This is a genomic window from Streptomyces sp. NPDC056452, from assembly GCF_042796085.1.
Classification (GTDB): Bacteria; Actinomycetota; Actinomycetes; order Streptomycetales; family Streptomycetaceae; genus Streptomyces.
Genome location: NZ_JBHTRI010000007.1, coordinates 74,032 through 90,148, shown reverse-complemented (window position 1 = coordinate 90,148; position 16,117 = coordinate 74,032). Strand labels below are relative to the sequence as shown.

The 16,117-nt window shown below is 73.0% G+C and carries 15 protein-coding genes; 11 read left to right on the top strand and 4 right to left on the bottom strand.

Features of this window, described 5'->3' with window-relative positions:
• The first annotated feature begins 4 nt into the window (after window positions 1–4).
• On the top strand, window positions 5–2,782 hold the full coding sequence (locus tag ACFQ6X_RS09405) for a caspase family protein (protein WP_383178397.1): 2,778 nt from the start codon (window positions 5–7) through the stop codon (window positions 2,780–2,782).
• The gene (locus ACFQ6X_RS09400; protein WP_383178394.1) at window positions 2,779–4,263 is read left to right on the top strand and encodes an extracellular solute-binding protein; all 1,485 of its coding nucleotides are present in this window, start codon (window positions 2,779–2,781) and stop codon (window positions 4,261–4,263) included. The genes ACFQ6X_RS09405 and ACFQ6X_RS09400 overlap by 4 nt, the downstream gene beginning before the upstream one ends.
• A gap of 30 nt (window positions 4,264–4,293) precedes the next feature.
• Here ACFQ6X_RS09400 and ACFQ6X_RS09395 read toward each other — a convergent pair whose 3' ends face one another.
• A complete protein-coding gene (locus ACFQ6X_RS09395) occupies window positions 4,294–5,301 on the bottom strand; it encodes an SEC-C metal-binding domain-containing protein (protein ID WP_383178391.1) in 1,008 nt (335 codons plus the stop codon).
• Window positions 5,302–5,550: 249 nt separating this feature from the next.
• Between ACFQ6X_RS09395 and ACFQ6X_RS09390 the strand changes: the two genes are divergently transcribed.
• Together ACFQ6X_RS09390 and ACFQ6X_RS09385 are read left to right on the top strand one after the other, a co-directional pair.
• Window positions 5,551–5,880, top strand: a complete 330-nt coding sequence (locus tag ACFQ6X_RS09390; RefSeq protein ID WP_329210697.1) for a DUF6412 domain-containing protein — start codon at window positions 5,551–5,553, stop codon at window positions 5,878–5,880.
• An 89-nt stretch (window positions 5,881–5,969) separates the two neighbouring features.
• Window positions 5,970–6,740 carry a YidC/Oxa1 family membrane protein insertase gene (locus tag ACFQ6X_RS09385; protein WP_383178387.1) on the top strand — a complete coding sequence of 257 codons (771 nt, stop codon included), beginning with the start codon at window positions 5,970–5,972 and terminating at the stop codon, window positions 6,738–6,740.
• A 33-nt stretch (window positions 6,741–6,773) separates the two neighbouring features.
• On the opposite strand, the gene ACFQ6X_RS09380 is transcribed toward ACFQ6X_RS09385, so the two are convergent.
• Window positions 6,774–7,115 (bottom strand): hypothetical protein, encoded by a 342-nt coding sequence (locus tag ACFQ6X_RS09380; RefSeq protein WP_383178384.1) that lies wholly within the window; start codon window positions 7,113–7,115, stop codon window positions 6,774–6,776.
• A gap of 313 nt (window positions 7,116–7,428) precedes the next feature.
• Here ACFQ6X_RS09380 and ACFQ6X_RS09375 point away from each other — a divergent pair, with 313 nt between their 5' ends.
• A complete protein-coding gene (locus ACFQ6X_RS09375; protein ID WP_383178381.1) occupies window positions 7,429–8,289 on the top strand; it encodes a fumarylacetoacetate hydrolase family protein in 861 nt (286 codons plus the stop codon).
• 61 nt (window positions 8,290–8,350) lie between these two features.
• On the opposite strand, the gene ACFQ6X_RS09370 is transcribed toward ACFQ6X_RS09375, so the two are convergent.
• The gene (locus tag ACFQ6X_RS09370) at window positions 8,351–8,830 is read right to left on the bottom strand and encodes a heme-degrading domain-containing protein (protein ID WP_383178378.1); all 480 of its coding nucleotides are present in this window, start codon (window positions 8,828–8,830) and stop codon (window positions 8,351–8,353) included.
• Window positions 8,827–9,933 carry a Gfo/Idh/MocA family oxidoreductase gene (locus ACFQ6X_RS09365; RefSeq protein WP_383178376.1) on the bottom strand — a complete coding sequence of 369 codons (1,107 nt, stop codon included), beginning with the start codon at window positions 9,931–9,933 and terminating at the stop codon, window positions 8,827–8,829. The genes ACFQ6X_RS09370 and ACFQ6X_RS09365 overlap by 4 nt, the downstream gene beginning before the upstream one ends.
• Before the next feature lie 56 nt (window positions 9,934–9,989).
• Between ACFQ6X_RS09365 and ACFQ6X_RS09360 the strand changes: the two genes are divergently transcribed.
• From ACFQ6X_RS09360 to ACFQ6X_RS09335, 6 genes are all read left to right on the top strand, one after another.
• A complete protein-coding gene (locus ACFQ6X_RS09360) occupies window positions 9,990–11,120 on the top strand; it encodes an ROK family protein (protein WP_383178373.1) in 1,131 nt (376 codons plus the stop codon).
• A 166-nt stretch (window positions 11,121–11,286) separates the two neighbouring features.
• Entirely contained in the window at window positions 11,287–12,264 is a 978-nt protein-coding gene (locus tag ACFQ6X_RS09355; RefSeq protein ID WP_383178370.1) for a hypothetical protein, read from the top strand.
• 54 nt (window positions 12,265–12,318) lie between these two features.
• A complete protein-coding gene (locus ACFQ6X_RS09350) occupies window positions 12,319–13,092 on the top strand; it encodes a GntR family transcriptional regulator (RefSeq protein WP_383178367.1) in 774 nt (257 codons plus the stop codon).
• A gap of 104 nt (window positions 13,093–13,196) precedes the next feature.
• Window positions 13,197–14,321: a TIGR03364 family FAD-dependent oxidoreductase gene (locus ACFQ6X_RS09345; RefSeq protein WP_383178364.1), complete on the top strand. Its 1,125-nt coding sequence runs from the start codon at window positions 13,197–13,199 to the stop codon at window positions 14,319–14,321.
• Window positions 14,318–15,025 carry a phosphonatase-like hydrolase gene (locus tag ACFQ6X_RS09340; RefSeq protein ID WP_383178361.1) on the top strand — a complete coding sequence of 236 codons (708 nt, stop codon included), beginning with the start codon at window positions 14,318–14,320 and terminating at the stop codon, window positions 15,023–15,025. The genes ACFQ6X_RS09345 and ACFQ6X_RS09340 overlap by 4 nt, the downstream gene beginning before the upstream one ends.
• Entirely contained in the window at window positions 15,022–16,116 is a 1,095-nt protein-coding gene (locus ACFQ6X_RS09335) for an ABC transporter ATP-binding protein (RefSeq protein ID WP_383178358.1), read from the top strand. The genes ACFQ6X_RS09340 and ACFQ6X_RS09335 overlap by 4 nt, the downstream gene beginning before the upstream one ends.
• The last annotated feature ends 1 nt before the right edge of the window (window position 16,117 follow it).

Sequence of the window (16,117 nt, the reverse complement as noted above, 5' to 3'; positions counted from 1 at the left end):
CGCCGTGCCGCCGTACAACGCGCGCGGCGAGGAGAACAGAGCCGAGCGGCACCGCGCCGTGCTCGTCGGGGTGGAGTCCTACACCGGTAACCGGAACGACCTGCCGGCCGTGCGGCACAGCCTTCGCCTCATGGCCGAGGCACTGACGGCCGAGGGCACCGGCGTGCTGGATCCGGCGGATCTCGTCGTCGTTCCCGAAGCCGGGGAGCCGGACGGTTCCAGGGCCGTCGATCCGCTCCGGGTGCGTGCGGCGCTCAGCGCTGCCCGCGACGAGGTGACCGGCCTGCTGGTCGTCTACTTCGCGGGGCACGGCATCGTGCGCCCCGACGGCAGCGACCTCAACCTGATGTTCACCGACTCGCGCGTCACCCGGGACCCGCACCACCCGTTCGTGGACACTCTGTCCTGGCGGGACGACGTCATGCCCGAGCTGCGCAACGCCCGCGCCGACTGGGTGGTCGTCATCCTCGACTGCTGCTTCGCGGGCAACGCGCTCTCCTCGTTCGCCCCTGCCGTCGGCCAGAACTTCGCCCTGCTCACCGCGGCCGAGCCTGGCGTGGAGATCCCGCCCGGCGACCCCGCCACCGGTACGGAGTTCACCGCGGCCCTGCACCGGCTGCTGACCGGGTCCACCGCCGGGCCGGAACCGGCGACGTTCACCAGCGTCGTCACGGGGATACGCGAAGCGATGGCGCCGCTCAAAGCCGTCGACGGGCACCCGTGGATACCGGAGGAGCGGCGGCACGGCGACGACGTGGTGCTCGCCCTCACGGGAGACGCGGCACCGCCCCCGCCGCCTTCCCCGCCGCCCCCGCCACGGCCGTCGGACCCGGTTCCTCCGCCGGAGCCCCGGAGGCGGCGGCTGCCCTCACCCGCCGTCGTGGGCCGCCGCCTCCTGGCGCGGACCCGCCGGCTGACCCGCACAACCACCCTCGTCCTCGCGGGCGTTGCCGTACTCGCCGGGGCGGGCGCCTGGCTCCTCACGGGCCTTGTGCCGGGCGGGTCCACCGCCTGCGCGCCGCCCCTGGAGCTGCGCGTCCTCGCCGACCCCGACATCCGTTCCACCGTCCAGCGGGCCGCAGACGCCTACCCGAAGCAGCGGCGGGACGGGGACGGCGACTGCCGGGCCACCAACATCACCGTGTACGACGCCAAGGCCACGGACGCCGTGGCCGCCTTCCGGTCCTCCTCGCTCTGGCAGGAGCCGCCCGCCTCCTGCCCCGCGTCGGGCGACTGCCTGCGGCCCCAACGGGACCTCGGCGCCCAGCCGGACATCTGGATTCCGGCCGCCGGGAGCGCGTGGCAGCGGGCGACCGGCACGGGGGAGAGCGACGCCGCCGGAGGCAGCGCCGCCGCCTCCGCCTCGGCGAGGGAGGCCGGCTCCGACGAGGGCGCCGGGAACAGCGTCGTGACGCTGGAGCCGCTCGGTCCCCTCGCCTTCACCCCGATGGTCCTCGCCGTGCCGTACACCATGCCGCTGGCGAAAGCCGTACAGACCGGCACCCCGCTCGGTTCGATCATCTCCGCGCTGCGGGGGGCGCAGAAGGAACCGGTCGCCGTCCTGCGGCCCGACCCGGAAGGCACCGAGGGCGCCCTGCTGTCGACCGGGGCCCTGTACGCGTCCGAGGGCTCAGGGCCCGCGTCGGCGCTCGAACAGGACATGGCACAGGCGCTCCGGCCGATGCCCTCCACCGCCAGGGAACTGATGTGCGCCCTGGCCGACGTGTCCAGCAACTCCCTGGAGGACAGGGCCGCCGTCCTCGTACCGGAGCAGACCATGGCGCAGTTCAACCTGCGCCCCACGGACCCCGGCCACCCGTCCTGTGCGACGGACACCCTGGACGGCCGCACCGCCCAGTACCCCTCCGACGTACCGGTCCTGGACCTGCCGTTCATCCGGGTCACCTGGGACGACGCGGGCCGGGACGCCGACGCGCGCAGGACGGCGGTGACGGACTTCCACACCTGGCTGGCCGAGGACGCCGACGCGCAGAAGCTGTTCACCGACGACGGATTCCGCGGCGTCGACAAGGACGGCAGCCCCGCCCCGCCCGCCCAGGGCTCGCCGCTCACGGCGGACGCCAACGAGGAAGCCGTACGGGAGCAGCTCCCGCCGGCCGGCGCGAGCACGGTCACGGCCGCCTCGCTGAGCGACACCCTGCGCCGCTACCGGGAGGCCCTCGGGCCGGGACGGGTCCTGTACCTCCTGGACAACTCGTCCTCGATGGCGGACAAGCGGGTCTGGGACGGACCAGGACGGGCCAAGGAACTGGTGACGCGTTCGATGGGTTCGCTGGGCGCCAAGGACACGTACGGCGTGTGGTCACTGGCCGTGCGGGACGGGAAGAAGGCCACGGACGTCGTGCCGTTCGGGCCGAACGCCCGGGACGCCGGGCAGCGGGACGGCGCGCAACGGGCCGTCGCCGCTGCCGGGACCGCCGATCTCGACGCCCGGATCGCGGACGGGCTGCGCGACGCCCTCGCCACCCTGCGCGGAGGGTCCACCGACGACGAACAGCCGAGGCTCCTCGTCCTGGTCACCGACGACGAGGACTCCGCCGCCATCGGGAAGAAGGAGCTGGGCCGGCTGCTCGCGGACGCCCGACAGGGGCCTCCGGTAAGGATCGTGGCGGTCTCGCTGCAGAGTGGCGGCTGCTCGGCCGGCCGGTTCGGCGAGCGGCTCACCGAGGCGACCGGCGGGCGCTGCCTGGACCCGGCCGACGACATTCCGACCGAGTTGGCAGCGGAAGTCGCCAAGACCGGAACAGGGGACGCCAAATGACGACCCGTCATCAACGACGGACCGCCGCCCGCGCCGTCGCCGCCGTCACCTGTCTGCTCGCCCTCGCGTGCGCCGCCTGCACGGGAGGCCCCGACGACACACCCCCGCCCGACGGGAAGGGCGAGGCCCGAGGGCCCATCGTCGTCGCCAGCGGGCTCGACGTCACCGGGTCCGGGGGCGTACGGCAGCAGCTCATAGAGGAGTGGAACCGCAGGCACGCCGAGGACAAGTCCCAGCAGGCCAAACTCGTCGAACTGCCCGGCGGCGCCGACCAGCAGCGCAGCCAGCTCCTCGGCGCGCTCCAGTCCGGCAGCGCCAGCTACGACGTGGTGAACCTCGACATCACCTGGATCCCCGAATTCGCCGAGGCCGGACTCATCAGCCCGATGCCCGGCACAGGCAGCGGCAGTGGTGACGGCGACGGTGCCGACGCCGTCGATCTCGACTTCATCAAGCGGGTCCACGCGACGACGGTCTGGAAGAGCCGCTCCTACGCCCGGCCGTTCAACACGGACGTCGGCCTCCTCTACTACCGCCCCGACCTGCTGACAGCCGCGGGAATCCAGACCGGCCGGCAGCCCACCGCGGCCTGGAGCTGGGACGACCTGTACGCCTCCGTCGGAACCCTCGCCCTCAGCCCGGACCGCACGGACGACCGCGCCGGCTGGACCACCCAGCTGAAGCAGTACGAGGGGCTGACCGCCAACGCCATCGAGGCCTTCGCCAGCGTGGGCGTCGAACTCGCCGACAGCGAAGGCCACTACACGTCGAGCCCCGAGGAACTGAAGAAGGGGCTCGACGAACTGCTCGACCGCGCCCGCCTCGGCCGGATCCAGCCCGCCGCCCTCTCCTCTGACGAGACGGCGGCACTCACCGACTTCGCCGCGGGACGCGCCGTGTTCCTGCGCCACTGGCCCTACGTGTACGGGGCGCTGAAGGCACTGCTGCCACCCGACGCGTACTCGGTGAACCGGCTGCCGGGCGTCTCCGTGCTCGGCGGGCAGAACCTCGCCGTCACCGCGGACTCGCCCCGCGCTGACAACGCCCGCGAACTCATCACGTTCCTGACCTCGCGGGAGAGCGAGCGGTGCCTGCTCGACGCGGGCTTCGCCGCGACCCGGGCCTCCGCGTACTCCAACGACCCTCGATGGCCCTGCTGGCCCCGGGTGGCCGCGGCGCTGCGGCCCGCCGGGGACCCGCCCGGGGCGACGGGTACCGCGGCCGCGCCGACCGGGACACCCCCTCCGTCGGGAGAGGGCGCCCGGAAGGAGCAGGGCCAGTCGGCGCGCGAGGCGTACAGGCGGACACTGAGCGCCGCACTGAACGAGGCGGTGCAGCGCCCGCGCACCCCCTACTACGGGGCGTTCACCCACGTACTGCAGTCCCATGTGCACGCCCTGCTGGCCGCCAGGTCGCCGGACAGCGACACGGCGGCCACCGCACTGGACGCCGACCTGCGGGACGCCTTCGCGGGCAGGTGAACGGGCGGGGGAGCGAGCAGCCCCGGCGGGTTACGCGGTGCCGTGGCAGTCCCGGTACGTGCGCCCGGAGCCGCACCAGCACGCCGCACTGCGCGCCGGGGGCCACGGGACCGCGCGCCCGCGGGCCGCGAGGGTGGTGGCGTACTGGGGGAGGAGGTCCGGATCGGACGGGGAGGCGGCCTCCGACGCGGCGAACGCCTCGTACGAGGGGACCGTGCCCGTGACGATGCCGAGATTCGGGGTGCCCGTGGCGTGCAGGTCCCGCAGCGCGGCTTCCAGGCGTGCCAGGTGGTCGGCGTGGCCGAGGTACTCCTGGGTCAGCTCCGGATACGCGGTGAGGAGCTCACGCAGCTCGTCCTCGGGCCAGTGCAGCACCGCGACGGGGAACGGGCGGGAGAGCGCCGTGCGGTAGGTGCCCAGCTCGGCGCGGAGGCGGTTGATCTCCGCCCGCAGCTCGCCCGGATCCGAGGAACCCAGCGCCCACAGACGCTTCGGGTCGTGGAGTTCGTCGAGCGGCACGGCCGCCGTGTGGAGCGTGTCGGCCAGCTCGTCCCACGCGTCGTGACCGACCCCCCTCAGCCGGCGCACCCGATGGCGTCCGGTCAGCAGCGACTGGGTGGCGTACGGCACCTCCTCGCCCGGAGACAGCAGGAGCGTCAGCGCGGCCGAGAAGACGTCGTGGGCGGACTCCAGCTCGTCGTGGGCCTCGAGCGTCTCCGCGATGATCTCCCACGGCGCCGCGTCGAGCGGACCGGCGGCGCGGATGCCGTCGATGATCGCGCGGGCCTCCGCCTCGTGGCCGTACTCCCAGAGGTTGGCCGCTTTGAGCGCTTTGACCAGATGCGGGTTGTCGACGGCGTTATCGGAGGACGCGAGCAGCTCGTCGTACAGAGTGGCGGCGCGGGCTCTGTCGCCGGCGAGCTCCAGGTGGGCCGCGGCCTGGAGGAACAGCGGCTCGTGGTCCTCGGGGTACTGCGCCGCGGTGCGCAGCAGGCGCTCGGCTTCGGTGGTGTGGTCGGCAGGCGTGTCGGGGCGCATGAACCACACCGTACTGCGGTACAGGGGCTGGGTGAGAGAGCAACGGATGGAGCCGTGGTGGAGGCCACAACCCAGGCGGGGTCCGGGGAATCCGGCCGGCCGTGCCCCGCTCCCGCCCGGCCGGATCCCTCAGCCGCCCGAGGCGGGCCGAGAGGCCGATCGTGTATAACGGCTGAGGGACATGAAGGACCAGCAGGACAGACCGGGCCAGGCGCGCACGCGCCGCACGACAAGGAGAGGGAGGGGCCGATGAACGACATGAACCGTCTGCGTCGCACGGTCGCCCGACTGCTCCGGCCCGCCGCGTTCCTCGTCCTGTTCCTCACCGAGGTCCTGCTCGCCGAAGGCGGCAGCCTCTCCGCCGCGGTCGCGCTCGCCGCGACCGCCGCCGCCGGATCGGCGCTCCTCGTCTGCTCCGTCATCAGCGCCCGCTGCGCCGCCCCCGTGCCCCGCACCAGGGTGCGCACCGCGATGCGCGACAGGGAGAAGCGCACCGCGTTCCTGCCGCAACGGGATCCCGACGCCAGGGGGCGCACCAGGCCCCGAGCGCCCGGGTCCGCCCTCCTGACGGCCGCGTAGGGACCAGCACCTCCTCGTACTCCCCGCGCGGGTCGTCCTGCCGAGTTCCAACTCTTCCCGGCACGACGAGACCCCCGGAGGGCTCACCCATGTCCGCTTTCATGTCCGCCTTCGCGAGCCTGGTCGGCGCGCTCGCCGATCTGCTCCAGCCGTTCTTCCAGACCGCGTCCACCGCCGCCGCGATCGTCCTGTTCACCGCCCTCGTACGGCTGGCCGTGCACCCCCTGTCGCGGGCCGCGGCGCGCGGGCAGAAGGCACGCACCAAGCTCCAGCCGCAGATCACCGAGCTGCGCAAGAAGCACGCGAAGAACCCCGAGCGCATGCAGAAGGCGCTCATGGAGCTGCACGCGAAGGAGAAGGTCTCGCCGCTCTCCGGCTGCCTGCCCAGCCTGCTGCAGATGCCGGCCTTCTTCCTGCTCTACCACCTGTTCTCCAGCCAGAAGATCGGCGGCGACCCGAACTCGCTGCTCGGCCACGAGCTCTTCGGCGCGCCTCTCGGCGAACGCTGGCACGACGCGCTCGCCGACGGCGGGCCCTTCGGCGCGCAGGGGCTGGTCTACCTCGCACTCTTCGTGATCGTCGCCGCGGTCGCCACGTTCAACTACGGCCGCACGAAGCGCCAGATGGCGGCGAACCCGGTGACCCCCGCGACCGGCCCCGACGGGCAGCCGGTGCCGGGCATGGGCGCCATGACGAAGGTGATGCCGCTGATGTCGTTCCTGACGCTCTTCTCCGTGGCCTTCGTGCCGCTGGCCGCCGCCCTGTACATCGTCACCAGCACCACGTGGACCGCGATCGAGCGGGCATACCTCTACCGGGACACCCCGGCCACGGAGGCCGCGCTGGCCCCCGCGCTCTGAGGTGAGCAGACCGCGGGGGCCGGGCCGGCTCGATCAGCCGAAGACCACGGAGCGGACCTTCAGGCGGTCCGAGGCGCCGCCACCGGGACGCAGCGTGTAGACGTCGCCCTCGCAGTCGGCGGAGAGGAAGACGGTGGCCGTCGCGTCCGTGATGTTCTTCGGGGCGTACGCGGGCGGCAGCGCGTCGGAGTCGGCGCCGGGGAGGTTGATGCACTCGCCGCTCGGCGGGTCGTTCAGGAAGCCGACCGCCTCGTAGCCCTCTTCGGTCTCGTACGTGTACCTGAACTGGCCGCTGGCGGCGGAGGCCGTGGTCGGCAGGGTGACGACGAGGGCGAGGGCGCCGAGGGCGGCGGCGACGGTGTGGCGAAGGCGCATGGAAGCAGTCCTCTGGAAGAAGGAGTGGGATCGGTCCCACGCTGCCCCTGCTCCGCTGGGGCGATGCTCACCGCCACTCCAACGGCCGCCGGAGAAACCGTTCCTCCTCACCCGTTGGAGGGCGTGCGAGCCCTCGGATCCCTCGCCCCACCCGGCCGGGGCGCCCCGGATTCCGTGCAGGGCCGCCATGGACGTGGTCCCAGTAAGTGAACAGGGTCTTGCGGGGTGATCCGATGTCTTGGAGGATCAGCCAAGCCCTTCGTTGGCCGCAACCCACCGGCGGGCTCGATCTCGACCAAGGGGAGATGGACCGTTGAAGCTGCTTCGAGTAGGTACGGCGGGAGCGGAACGCCCCGCGCTGCTTGACCGTGACGGCACCCTGCGCGACCTGTCCGGGCTCGTCACCGACATCGACGGCGAGCTGCTGGGCGACGCGTCGGCGCTGGACCGGGTGCGGGAGGCCGCGGCGACCCCCGACGTGCTGCCGCCGCTCGACGCGGACGGGCTGCGGATCGGGCCCCCGGTCGGCCGGATCGGCAAGATCGTGTGCATCGGGCTGAACTACCACGACCACGCGGCCGAGACGGGTGCGGCGATCCCGGAGGAGCCGATCCTGTTCTTCAAGGCTCCGGACACCGTGGTCGGGCCCGAGGACACGGTGCTGGTGCCCCGCGGCAGCCGCAAGACGGACTGGGAGGTCGAGCTCGCGGTGGTGATCGGCCGCACCGCCCGCTACCTGGACTCCGCCGAGGAGGCGCTCGGCCATGTCGCCGGGTACGCGACGGCGCACGACGTCTCGGAGCGAGAGTTCCAGATCGAGCGCGGCGGGACCTGGGACAAGGGCAAGAACTGCGAGACGTTCAACCCGCTGGGGCCGTGGCTTGTGACGGCGGACGAGATCCCGGACCCGCAGGCGCTGCCGCTGAGGCTCTGGGTCAACGGGGAGCTGAAGCAGGACGGCACGACCGCCGCCCAGATCTTCCCGGTGGGGGAGGTCGTGCGCTACCTCAGCCACTTCATGACGCTGTACCCGGGAGACGTGATCAACACGGGTACGCCCGCGGGCGTGGCGATGGGCCGGCCGGAGCCGAAGCCGTACCTGCGGGCGGGGGACGTCGTGGAGCTCGAGGTCGAGGGGCTGGGACGGCAGCGCCAGGAGCTCAAGGACGCGTAGGTCCAAGGCCCGGGCCCGTCCGGCTGACGCTTCTTCTCGATCGCCGGACGGGCTTCCTGCGTCAGGCCGGGCGCCGGGTCGCGAACTGTTCCAGGGCCTCGACCACCAGCGCGTGGTCCTCGGCCTGGGGCAGGCCCGAGACCGTGACCGTGCCGATCACGCCCGCGCCCTCGACCGAGATCGGGAACGATCCGCCGTGCGCCGCGTACGTGTCCGGGTCCAGGCGGGAGGACTCCTCGAAGGTGGTGCCCTTCGCCCGGAAGCGGGTGCCCACCAGGTAGGAGCTCTCCCCGTACCGCTCCACGACCTTGCGCTTGCGGTCGATCCAGGCGTCGTTGTCCGCGCTCGAACCCGGCAGCGCGGCATGGAAGAGCTGCTGCGCGCCGCGCCGGATGTCGATCGCGACCGGGGCGTGCCGGTCGCGGGCCAGCGCGACGAGGAGGCCGCCCAGCGCATAGGCGTCGTCGTAGCTGAAATGCGGGAGCGTCAGACGCCGCTCCTGCGCGATGAGCTCGGAAATGGTCGGAGCGCTGGGGCTCATGCGTGCTGCTCCTCGTCGTGGTGCGGAAGAAGGGTGACCGAGACGCCCTCGCGGGCCGAGCGGCGCGCGGCCTCCAGGACATCCAGCGCCGCCGCTGCCTGCAGGGCGGTCACCGGGTTCTCACCGGTGCCGCGCAGGGCCGCCGCGACGGCCGCGTAGTACGCGGGGTAGTCGCCCGGGAGCGTACGGACCGGCTTGCCGCCCCCGGTCAGCGGCGACTCACCGGCGCCGAGCCTGCCCCACAGCTCCTCGGGCTCCTCGCCCCAGGGCTCGCCGGCCGACGGGCGGACACCGTCGCGCAGGGCGGCCTCCTGCGGGTCCAGGCCGTGCTTCACGTAGCCGGCCTTCGAGCCGAGCACCCGGAAGCGCGGGCCCAGCTGGGCCGTCGTGGCACTGACGTACAGGTGGGAACGGACGCCGTTCGCGTGCGTGATCGCGATGAACGTGTCGTCGTCGGCCGCCGCACCGGCCCGGCGTACGTCGGACTCCGCGTACACCTGCACGGCGGGCCCGAACAGGGTGAGCGCCTGGTCGACGACGTGGCTGCCCAGGTCGAACAGCAGCCCGCCGATCTCCTCCGGGTCGCCCGACTCGCGCCAGCCGCCCTTCAGCTCCGGACGCCACCGCTCGAAACGGGACTCGAAGCGCAGCACGTCGCCGAGCTCGCCGTCCTCGATCAGCTGCGCCAGGGTGCGGAAGTCGTTGTCCCAGCGACGGTTCTGGAAGACCGAGAGCAGCAGCCCCCGGCTCTCGGCCAGCGCGGCCAGCTCGCGGGCCTCGGCGGCCGTACCGGCGAGGGGCTTGTCCACGACCACGGACAGGCCGGCCTCGAGCGCGGCCGTCGCGATCGGGACATGGGTCCTGTTCGGGGAGGCGATCACGATGAGGTCCAGCTCGTCCGCGCGCGAGAGGAGCTCGTCGGGCGAGGCCGCGCACCGCACACCGGGGAACTCGGCGCGGGCCTGCGCCTGCCGCTCCTCGTTCGAGGTGACGACCGTGTCGAGGACGAGGCCCTCGGTCGCGGCGATCAGCGGGGCGTGGAAGACGGAGCCCGCCAGGCCGTAGCCGACGAGTCCGACGCGGAGAGGAGCGTTGGCAGTCATGCAAACCACTTAAGCAACGCTGTTGCCAAAGTGCAAGCTATGGGGACAATGGTCGGGTGAACAGGAGCAACACCAGGGGCGGCGGCGGTGCGAACCTGCCGACCCTGCGCCACCACAACGCCTCGCTCGTGCTCGACCTGCTGCGCGTGGCCGGTGAGCGCGGGATCAGCAGGCTGGAGCTCGCCGAGCGCACCGGACTCACCCCGCAGGCCGTCAGCAAGATCACCGGCAGGCTGCGCACGGAGGGACTGGCGGCCGAGGCCGGTCATCTCGCCTCCACGGGCGGCAAGCCCCGCACGGTGCTGCGACTGGTCCCGGACGCGGGGTTCGCCGTCGGGCTCCACCTGGACCGTGACGAACTGACGGCCGTCCTGGTCGATCTGTCCGGCACCCCCGTCGGCACCCGGACCACCCCTCTCGACCTCGGCGCTCCGGCCGCCGAGGTCGTCGCGACCGCGGCCCGTGCGGTGGAGACGGTACGGGCAGGGGCGCCCCGGACCGAGGACCGGCCGGTCTTCGGCGTGGGGGTCGCGATGCCGGGCCCCCTGGACCACCGTGCCGGGGTGCTGCACCGCGTCACCGGGTTCCCGCAGTGGGACGGCTACCCGCTGCGGGACGCGCTCGCCGAGCGGACCGGGCTGCCCGTCGTCGTCGACAAGGACACCAACGCCGCGGCCCTCGGACTCGCCCTGCGCGAACGCGGCGCGGCCGACTTCGCGTACCTGCACCTGGGCACCGGGCTGGGCGCCGGGATCGTCCTCGGCGGGACGGTGCACCGCGGAGCCCGTACCGGCGCGGGGGAGTTCGGTCACCAGACCCTCCAGCTCGACGGCCCCCCGTGCGGCTGCGGCGGGCGGGGCTGCATCGAGGCGCTCTGCCTGGCCGCCGTGGCCCGCGGTGACATCGCCGAGGCGGCCCGGGTCCTCGGGGCGGGCGCCGCCAACCTCGTCGGACTGCTCGACATCGACCGGGTGGTCCTCGGCGGCCGCACTGTCGCCGCCGACGAGGACGCGTACGTACGAGGAGTGCGCGCCGTGATCGAGGAGCGCGCCCGCAGGGACGGCACCGGCACCCCGGTGCCCGTCACCGTCGCGGGCGGCGGCGACCGCCCGGTCGCCGAAGGGGCGGCCCAGCTGGTGCTGGCGCCCGTGTTCGGCAGGGTGGGGGAGGGCGAGGAGCAGGGCTGAGCGGCATCGAACGGCCCCGATCAGGGCTGTTCGGGCGGACTTCGCCGCCCGAACGGGCGGAGTTCCCCGCCGGGAGGTGGCACCCCCCGGGGGCGCGTGGCAGCGTCGTCCGCGGCAGCCGGCACCCCCGAGCCGGTCGTTCGCGAGCAGCGAAGGGTGTCCGTCCATGCCCCCCAAACCAGCCGCACGACTGCGCGACGGCCGTGTCTTCTCCACTCTCGGGACGTTCGGGCTGGCAGCCGGCTTCGCCGTACCCGCCGTCCTCCTCGGCAGCACGCAGGCGGGCGCCGCACCGGAGGCCCTCGCCTCCGCCGTCAGCCTCCGGCAGCCCGTCTGCGGCCGGCCCGACGCCGAGGACTTCCCGATCGAGACCCGGATCCACGGCGGTCCGGACACGTACGCCTCCGGCGGTGGCTACGGCATCTGGTACCTCGACCTGACCAACAGCACGTCCGAGACCTGCCGTGCCATCCATCCCGTACTGGTGCTCACCGACCGGGACCGCACGCTCACCCCGTCCCAGATCCAGCTCGAGTTCTCGGAGCGGTCCGATCCGGGCACCCAGCACCGCGTGACCTGGGAGACCACCGAACGGCACGAGCAGATCGGCGTGTTCGGCAGCGGTGAGGACGACGACTTCCCCGGCTTCACGGTGGCGGCGGGGCGCACGGTCACCGTCCAGGTCCGGATGGCCTTCACCTCGGACACCGTTCCCGGCCCGGTCACGGCCAACGCGGCCGTCGTCCAGCGGCTGTCGGGAGCGGAGAAGAGCGGCGGTGACGGGGACTGGGTCGGCGAGTCGGCCGACTACAGCTTCACCGTCGTCGAGGGGAACATCGACGGCGGCACCGACGTGGAATCCGGCACCGGGACGGGTAGCGACGAGGACGCCGGTACCGGGACGGGCGATGAGGAAACCGGTACCGAAACGGAAACCGGCACCGGCACCGGCACCGGCACTCGCAAGGAAACCGGCACCGGGACGGACACCCCCCGCCGCGACGCCGCCGGGAATCCGCTCCCCGAACTGGCCCGCACCGGACAGGACAGGGCCGCCGGGGCCGGGCTCACGGCCGCCGCGCTCCTCCTCGGCGGGGTCGCGGCGCTGGCCGGTGCCCGGAGGATCCGCAGGGTGCGGGACTGACCTGCCCGCAGGAGCCGCCATGTCGAGTTCATGTGCGTCTGCCAGCATCGGGCCGTGGACTTTCCGAACAACCAGGCACCCGGCGCACCGATCCGATCCGGAATTCCGGAGCACGGGCGCATCCCCAAGTACTACGCGGTCAAGGCTCACCTCTCCGTCCTGACGGACGAATTGGGCGAAGGCGGAACGCTGCCCACGGAGCGCGACCTCGCGGTCCGCTACGACGTGTCGCGCGAAACCGTGCGGCAGGCGCTGCGCGAACTGCTCCTGGAGGGCCGGCTGCGCCGCCAGGGACGCGGCACCGTGGTGGCGGGGCCCAAGCTGGAGCAGCCGCTCTCCCTAGCCAGTTACACCGAAGGGGTGCGCAGGCAGGGCCGCAGGCCGGGCCGCTCCCTCATCGGGCTCGACAGGTTCCCCTGCCCCGAGGCGCTCTCGGCGGAGATCGGCATCACCCTCGGCGAACCCGTCTGGCACCTGGAGCGCGTCCTGCTCGCCGACGACGACCGGGTCGGCCTGGAGAGCACGTACGTCTCCGTCGCCCGTGTCCCCGACCTGGACACGGAGTTCGACCCCGACTCGTCGTTCTACGCCTACCTCCGCGAACGGCTCGGCATCTCCTTCGGCGACGCCGACGAGCGGATCGAGACCGTACTGGCCACCCCGCGCGAGGCGCTGCTGATCGGTACGCCGCCCGCCCTGCCCATGCTGCTGCTCCACCGGGTCTCGCGGGACGCGGCGGGCCTGCCGCTGGAGCGGGTCCGGACCCTCTTCCGCGGCGACCGGTTCTCCTTCACGACCCAGCTGGGCGGGCAGCGGCACGTACAGTAAGGTCACGGAACAATAACGGGTCTAGGCCAGTCTTGGGGGGTCGTTCACCCCCCGGCTGCCGCCCGGATTCGTCGGGGTCACCCGCCCCCGCGAGCGTTGCCGTCGTGAGAGTCATCGTCGTAGGAGCCGGCGTGGTGGGAACCATGCACGCCTGGCACGCAGTGAACCGCGGCCACGAGGTCGTACAGATCGAGCGAGAGAGCGAGGCCCGCGGAGCGTCCCTCCGCAATTTCGGCCAGATATGGGTGAGCGGCCGGGCGTGCGGTGAGGAGCTGGACACCGCACTGCGGGCCCGCGAGCTCTGGGAAGGCATCGGCCGGCAGGTGCCGGGGCTGGGTTTCCGCGCCTGCGGATCGCTCACCCCGGTCCGCGGCGCACTGGAACTCGCGGTCGCCGAAGCGGCCGTGGCGCGCCCCGACGCGGCATCCCGCGGCTACAAGCTGCTGACCCCCGGCGAGGCGCGGGCGGTCAACCCGGCGCTGCGCGGGGACTTCGAAGCCGCCCTGTGGTGCGAGCGGGACGCGGCCGTCGAGCCGAGGACCGCCCAACTGGAGCTGAAGAAGGCGCTGCTGGCTTCCGGTCGCTACACCTACCTCGGCGGCCGTGAGGTCCGCGAGGTCATCGGCGACAGTGCCGTCCGCGACGACCACGGCGACCTGCACACGGGCGACACCGTGGTCCTGTGCACCGGCGCCTGGCTCGGCGGCCTCGTCCGCGAACTCGCCGGCCCCGGCCTGCCCGTGCGCCGCGTCCGCCTCCAGATGATGCAGACCGACCCGCTCGGCGAGGACCTGACCACCTCCGTCGCCGACGCCGACAGCTTCCGCTACTACCCGGCGTACGCGGGCGAGGCCCTGGACGCGCTCAACGCCGGCCAGGCCCAGGACCCGACCGCCGCCGAACACCGGATGCAGCTCCTCATGGTCCAGCGACGCGACGGTGGACTGACCATCGGCGACACCCACGCGTACGAGCACCCCTTCGACTTCGACACCGTCGAGGAGCCGTACGAGCACCTCACCCGGGTCGCCGAGTCCTTCCTCGGCCGCCCGCTGCCGAGGATCCGGCACCGCTGGGCCGGGGTCTACGCCCAGTGCACCGACACGAGCCGGGTCGTCCACCGCCAGCAGGTGCGCGGTGCGACCTGGCTGGTCACCGGGCCGGGCGGCCGCGGAATGACCTGCTCGCCCGCCATCGCCGAAACGACCGCCAACGAACTGGGCTGGTGAACACGTTGACCGAGAAGCGCACCCACAACCTGATCGTGCTCGACATGGCCGGAACCACCGTCGCCGACGGCGGACTGGTCGAGCAGGCCTTCGCATCCGCCGCCGAGCGGCTGGGCGTCGAACCCGGCTCCGCCGACCACACCGAGAAGCTGGACTACGTCCGCGCCACCATGGGCGAGTCCAAGATCTCCGTCTTCCGCCACCTCTTCGGGGACGAGGACAGGGCCCAGCAGGCCAACACCGCCTTCGAGGAGGCGTACGGGGAGCTCGTCGACGGCGGCCTTGTCGCCCCGGTCCCCGGCGCCCCGGAGGCGATCGAGGAGCTCAGGGCGGCCGGCCGCACCGTCGTCCTGTCCACCGGCTTCGGCCGCGCCACGCAGGACGCCATCCTCGGCGCCCTCGGCTGGCGGGACCTGGCCGCCCTGACGCTGTGCCCCGCCGACGCGGGCGGCCGGGGCCGCCCCTACCCGGACATGGTCCTGGCCGCCTTCCTGCGCACCGGCGCGGTGGACGACGTCCGGAGCATCGTGGTCGCGGGGGACACCTCGTACGACATGCTCAGCGGCGTACGCTCCGGGGCCGGAATCGTCGCGGGCGTCCTGACCGGGGCCCACGACGAGGACCAGCTGGACCGGCACGGTGCCACACACGTCCTGCGGTCGGTCGCCGAGCTGCCGGACCTGATCGCGCGGGCCGAGGCATGACGGGCGGCGGCATCAGGTTCGACCGGGTCACCGTCGCGTACGGCGGGAACACCGTCCTCGACGCCCTCGACCTGACCGTCGAACCCGGCGAGGTCATGGCGCTCCTCGGGCCCTCCGGCTCCGGGAAGACCACCGCCCTGCGCGCCGTCGCCGGATTCGTGCGGCCCGTCTCCGGGCGGGTGTACCTCGGCGACCGCGACGTCACCGGGCTGCCACCGCACCGGCGGGGCATCGGCATGGTCGTCCAGCAGTACGCCCTGTTCCCCCACATGCGGGTCCAGGACAACGTGGCTTTCGGGCTCAAGGCCAACAAGGTCTCCAGGCCGGAGATCCCCGGGCGGGTCACCGAGGCACTCGAACTCGTCGGCATGGCCGCCTACGCCGGGCGCTACCCCCGCGAGCTCTCGGGCGGCCAGCAGCAGCGCGTGGCCATCGCCCGCGCGCTCGCCATCCGGCCGGGTGTCCTGCTGCTCGACGAACCTCTCTCCGCGCTCGACGCGCAGCTCCGTTCCGGAATGCTCGCCGAACTGGCCCGCCTGCACCGCGAACTGCCGGACGTCTCCATCCTGTACGTCACCCACGACCAGGTCGAGGCGCTCACGCTCGCCGACCGGATCGCCGTCATGGACCGGGCGAGGCTCCAGGACTGCGGCACCCCGCAGGAGCTGTACCGCCGCCCCCGTACCGAATTCACCGCCTCGTTCGTCGGCAACGCGAACCTCCTGCCGGTCACGGTCGGTCCGGGGTCCGTCGCCTTCGCCGGGCACGACCTGAAGCTCCCCACCGGTGACGCGGCCACGGGCAGCACCGCGACCCTCTGCGTCCGGCCCCACCTGGTCGGGCTCGGGGACGGGCCCAACGCCCTCACCGGGACGGTCTCGGAGGTCCAGTGGCGGGGTTCCACCCACCGGCTGTACGTGGACGTCGACGGTCACCGCGTCAAGGCGGACATGCGCGAACTGCGCGATACGCCGGCGCTCGGCGAGAAGGTCACCCTGCACTTCGCGTCCGAGGACGCGGTGCTGCTGCCCGTACATCCAGCCCGTCCGGCGGTTGAGAACAGGACGCTCACAGGAGGAGCCCGTGGCTAGC